The 3,074-nt window shown below is 70.3% G+C and carries 3 protein-coding genes and 1 pseudogene; all 4 read left to right on the top strand.

The features are described 5' to 3' along the window. Positions 1-895 (top strand): septum site-determining protein Ssd (gene ssd, locus WB785_RS14810; protein ID WP_424080084.1); only part of this gene is annotated, 895 nt, incomplete at its 5' end. Further along, positions 892-2,055 carry a TadA family conjugal transfer-associated ATPase gene (locus WB785_RS14815; protein ID WP_424080085.1) on the top strand — a complete coding sequence of 388 codons (1,164 nt, stop codon included), beginning with the start codon at positions 892-894 and terminating at the stop codon, positions 2,053-2,055. The genes ssd and WB785_RS14815, both read left to right, overlap by 4 nt. Continuing rightward, on the top strand, positions 2,052-2,843 hold the full coding sequence (locus tag WB785_RS14820; RefSeq protein WP_424080086.1) for a type II secretion system F family protein: 792 nt from the start codon (positions 2,052-2,054) through the stop codon (positions 2,841-2,843). The genes WB785_RS14815 and WB785_RS14820 overlap by 4 nt, the downstream gene beginning before the upstream one ends. After that, a pseudogene (locus tag WB785_RS14825) lies at positions 2,840-3,074 on the top strand (type II secretion system F family protein); the annotation flags it as partial. The gene WB785_RS14820 and the pseudogene WB785_RS14825, both read left to right, overlap by 4 nt.

The raw sequence follows: 3,074 nt of genomic DNA on the forward strand, positions 1-3,074 counted from the left end.
CGGTGGACTGCCGCGCCGCGCCCACGTGGTCGTGGTGACGAGCGGCGAACCGGCGCCGGCGACATGGGCGGCGGCCGTCGACGTGGGTGCCCGGCACGTGCTCACCCTGCCGATCCAAGAGCGCGAGCTGGTCCGCGAGCTTGCCGATGCCGGCGACTCCGTGCGTGATGAGCGCACTCGGGGCGAGGTCGTCACGGTTATCGGGGGGCGTGGCGGGGCGGGCGCGTCACTGTTCGCGGCCGCGCTGGCACAGGTCGCCACCACCCCGTTGCTTGTCGATCTCGATCCCTGGGGTGGTGGCATCGATCTGCTGGTGGGCTGCGAGACCACCCCCGGTGTGCGCTGGCCCGACCTGGCGTTGCAAGGCGGACGGCTGAACTGGTCGTCAGTGCGTGAGGCGCTGCCGCGCCATCGCGGGATCTGCATGCTGTCGGGCACTCGGCGCGGATACGAACTGGACGCCGGGGCGGTGGAGGCGGTCATCGACGCCGGCCGCCGTGGCGGAGCCACCGTCGTCTGCGACGTTCCGCGCCGGCTCACCGAGGCTGCTCAAACTGCTTTGGACTCAGCCGATCTCGTCGTCGTGGTCAGTCCGTGCGATGTGCGGGCGTGTGCGGCGACCGCGACTCTCGCGCCGGTGGTTACCGGCATCAATCCCAACGTGGGTTTGGTCGTGCGCGGACCCTCACCGGGCGGGCTGCGGGCCGAGGAGCTGGCTGCGATCGCCGCCGTGCCGCTGCTGGCGTCGATGAAGCCGTACCCGCGGTTGGCCGAGCAGCTCGAACACGGCGGTCTGCGGCTAGCGCGCCGCTCTGCGCTGGCAGCGGCAGCCCGCCGGGTTCTGGCCTTGCTGCCAGCGCGCCCTACGGCCGACGCGGAAAGTAGGGCGGCATGACCGATTCGCTCATCGACCGGGTGCGTGAACGGCTGGCCGCCGAATCCGCGCCGCTGCGGCCCGTAGTGGTGGCCGACGCGATCCGGGCCGAATCCGGTGGTGTGCTCGGCGACACTGAGCTGCTGAGTAACCTGCGGGTACTACAAACCGAGCTGACCGGCGCGGGGATCCTCGAGCCCCTGTTGTGCGCCGGCGGCACCACCGACGTGTTGGTCACCGCGCCGGACGCAGTGTGGGTCGACGACGGAAACGGACTGCAGCGCACCGATATTCGGTTCGCTGACGAAGCCGCCGTGCGGCGCTTGGCGCAGCGGCTGGCGCTGACCGCAGGTCGCCGACTCGACGACGCGCAACCGTGGGTGGACGGTCAGCTGACCGGAGTCGGCGCCGGCGGCTTCGCGGTCCGCCTGCATGCCGTGCTGCCACCGGTCGCCGTCGCCGGCACCTGCCTGTCGTTGCGAGTGCTTCGGCCGGCCACCCAAGATTTGTCCGCGCTGATCGCGGCGGGCGCCATCGCCCCGACAGCCGCCGCACTGCTCGCTGACATCATCGCCGCCAGGTTGGCGTTTTTAGTGTCCGGCGGGACCGGGGCCGGTAAGACGACGCTGCTGTCGGCGATGCTGAACGCGGTGTCTCCCGACGAGCGGATCGTGTGCGTCGAGGACGCCGCTGAACTCGCGCCGCCGCACCCGCATCTGGTCAGGCTGGTCGCGCGTTGTGCCAATGTCGAAGGCGTCGGCGAAGTTACGGTGCGTCAACTCGTCCGGCAAGCACTGCGGATGCGGCCGGACCGCATTGTCGTTGGCGAGGTTCGGGGCGCCGAAGTGGTCGATCTGCTCGCGGCGCTGAACACCGGCCACGACGGCGGTGCGGGCACTGTGCATGCCAACAATCCCGGGGAGGTCCCAGCTCGTCTGGAGGCGTTGGGTGCTCTTGGCGGCCTGAATCGTGGTGCGCTGCACAGTCAACTGGCTGCCGCCGTTCAGGTGCTGCTGCATGTGGCCCGCGATCGCGTCGGGCGGCGGCGACTCAGCGAAATCGCGGTGCTACGTCAAACGGACGGAAGGGTCGGGGCGACCACCGTGTGGCATGCCGACCGCGGATTGAGCGACGAGGTCGCGGGCTTGCGCCGGCTGATTGAGACACGGACGACCAGATGACCGCACCGGCGGCGGCCCTTGCGTTATCAGCAGCTGTGTTGGTAGCGCCTGCATCGCCGCGGCGACGACTTGGTTGTCACGACCGCAGCCGCATTCGACTGCCGCCGCGGATCGCCGGATGCTGTGCCATGTGTGCGGTGGCTGTGGGTGCCGTATTGCTGCCGCTGACAACGGTTCTCGCGGCCGCGGTGCTTGGTGCAACCGGAGCCTTGCGCTACCGGCGCCGTCGCCGTGGCCGTCGTGGGATGGATGAGGGCCGGCAGCTGGAAACCGCGATCGATGTGTTGGTAGGCGAACTGCGGGTTGGTGCCCACCCTGCGCAGGCGTTCGCTGTCGCGGCGGATGAAACGGGCGGCCCCGTCGCGGAGTCCTGCCGTGCGGTGGCGGCGCGCGCCCGCTTGGGTGCCGACGTCACCGCCGGATTACGCAGCGTCGCCGAGACTTCGGCCTTGCCGGCGCAATGGGATCGGCTCGCGGTGTGCTGGAATCTGGCCGCCCAACACGGCCTGGCGATGTCCACCCTGATGCGCGCGGCCCAACGCGATATCGTTGAGCGGCAGCGGTTTTCAGGCCACGTCACCTCGGCGATGGCCGGCGCTCGTGCCACCGCAGCCATTCTGGCGGGGCTGCCGATACTGTCGGTGCTGTTTGGCCAACTTATCGGGGCCGAGCCGGTGGGGTTTTTGCTGGGCGGGCACGCGGGGGGTTGGCTGCTGGTGGCCGGGATCACTCTGGTCTGCAGCGGGCTGCTCTGGTCGGACCACATCACCGATCGGGCCGCATCATGACCACCTCGGCGCTGCTCCTGGCGGTCGCTATATTAAGCGGTGCCCGGCCGTCGAGGCTCAGGGCACGGGCGATGATGGTGGCCCGCGCGCCCGCCACGGCGCGACCGCCTTCGCGTGGCCCCGATCCACTGGCCGTCGCCTCGAGCCTGGATGTGCTGGCTGTATGTCTGGCGACGGGCATGGCGGTGTCTAGCGCGGCTGCGGCGACCGCGCCTTCGGCGCCCCCTCTGC

The sequence above is a fragment of the Mycobacterium sp. genome, from assembly GCF_049585075.1.
Lineage (GTDB): Bacteria > Actinomycetota > Actinomycetes > Mycobacteriales > Mycobacteriaceae > Mycobacterium.

Coding starts and splice junctions, on each gene's coding strand:
- WB785_RS14815 (WP_424080085.1), top strand. CDS start 892: ATGACCGATTCGCTCATCGACCGGGTGCGTGAACGGCTGGCCGCCGAA.
- WB785_RS14820 (WP_424080086.1), top strand. CDS start 2,052: ATGACCGCACCGGCGGCGGCCCTTGCGTTATCAGCAGCTGTGTTGGTA.